This window comes from Shewanella insulae (assembly GCF_009831655.1).
In the GTDB taxonomy this organism is placed as follows: Bacteria; Pseudomonadota; Gammaproteobacteria; order Enterobacterales; family Shewanellaceae; genus Shewanella; species Shewanella insulae.
The window spans coordinates 1-1505 of sequence record NZ_WRPA01000038.1 but is presented as its reverse complement, the minus strand read 5'-3'; the positions used below and the strand labels follow the sequence as shown (position 1 = coordinate 1505).

Here is a 1505-nt window from a genome sequence, read left to right as displayed (position 1 = left end):
AATGCTTGTTACTAGCTCGCCAACGCTTTTCGCAAGTTACTACGTCCTTCATCGCCTCTGACTGCCAAGGCATCCACCGTATACGCTTAGTCACTTAACCATACAACCCAAATGAGTTTCATCTGAGTCGCATCGCAACTAATGGTTTCAACTTTCGCCAAAAGAATACTCAAGTCACTTGATTAAAGTGTGTTTTGAGAACTCAATTATTTTCGCGCTAATGCTACAAACAGCGATAAATCGCCATCCCTTTCACATTAACACTATCAGCTTTCCAAATTTTTAAAGAGCGGGCTTAAAAAAGCCAAAGATAAATTCTGCATTTATCTTTGGCATCTCTAACCATGACTGCATGCTCTATTTAAGAGCAAATGGTGGAGCTATGCGGGATCGAACCGCAGACCTCCTGCGTGCAAGGCAGGCGCTCTCCCAGCTGAGCTATAGCCCCATTTACATGCAGCGAACAAAGTATACCATTGCCAATTCGCATTCTAACAAGGCGTTTAATGCGGACGTTTAGCCTGCTAAACGACGTATTAAATAACGAAGAGTAAACGAAGAATTGGTGGGTCAGAGTGGACTTGAACCACCGACCTCACCCTTATCAGGGGTGCGCTCTAACCAGCTGAGCTACAGACCCATTTATACTTGTTTCTTTGCTCCATCGCGTTGTTGTTTTTCATTACTCACTCAGTCATGTAGTCATCTACATTCCTTCGTTCGTAATTCAAACGCCTAGCGCTGAAACAAATTAACAGCGTCTAAATAGACGTGTATATCTTTGCTCTATCTTCTATCAAGTTATCTGTGTGAACACTCAACAAATATCAGTCAATCGTATAGGTAAGGAGGTGATCCAGCCCCAGGTTCCCCTAGGGCTACCTTGTTACGACTTCACCCCAGTCATGAACCACACCGTGGTAAACGCCCTCCCGAAGGTTAAGCTATCTACTTCTGGTGCAGCCCACTCCCATGGTGTGACGGGCGGTGTGTACAAGGCCCGGGAACGTATTCACCGTGGCATTCTGATCCACGATTACTAGCGATTCCGACTTCATGGAGTCGAGTTGCAGACTCCAATCCGGACTACGACCGGCTTTGTGAGATTAGCTCCACCTCGCGGCTTCGCAACCCTCTGTACCGACCATTGTAGCACGTGTGTAGCCCTACTCGTAAGGGCCATGATGACTTGACGTCGTCCCCACCTTCCTCCGGTTTATCACCGGCAGTCTCCCTAAAGTTCCCGGCATTACCCGCTGGCAAGTAAGGATAAGGGTTGCGCTCGTTGCGGGACTTAACCCAACATTTCACAACACGAGCTGACGACAGCCATGCAGCACCTGTCTCAGAGTTCCCGAAGGCACCAATTCATCTCTGAAAAGTTCTCTGGATGTCAAGAGTAGGTAAGGTTCTTCGCGTTGCATCGAATTAAACCACATGCTCCACCGCTTGTGCGGGCCCCCGTCAATTCATTTGAGTTTTAACCTTGCGGCCGTACTCCCCAG

Annotated in this window: 2 tRNA genes and 2 rRNA genes; all 4 read right to left on the bottom strand. The window is 47.8% G+C overall.

The annotated features are described in order from the left end of the window. A 23S ribosomal RNA gene (locus GNT65_RS20400) occupies positions 1-100 on the bottom strand; the annotation flags it as partial. A 272-nt stretch (positions 101-372) separates the two neighbouring features. Further along, positions 373-448 (bottom strand) — tRNA-Ala (locus GNT65_RS20395). 115 nt (positions 449-563) lie between these two features. Continuing rightward, positions 564-640, bottom strand: a tRNA-Ile gene (locus GNT65_RS20390). A gap of 204 nt (positions 641-844) precedes the next feature. Beyond that, positions 845-1505, bottom strand: a 16S ribosomal RNA gene (locus GNT65_RS20385); the annotation flags it as partial.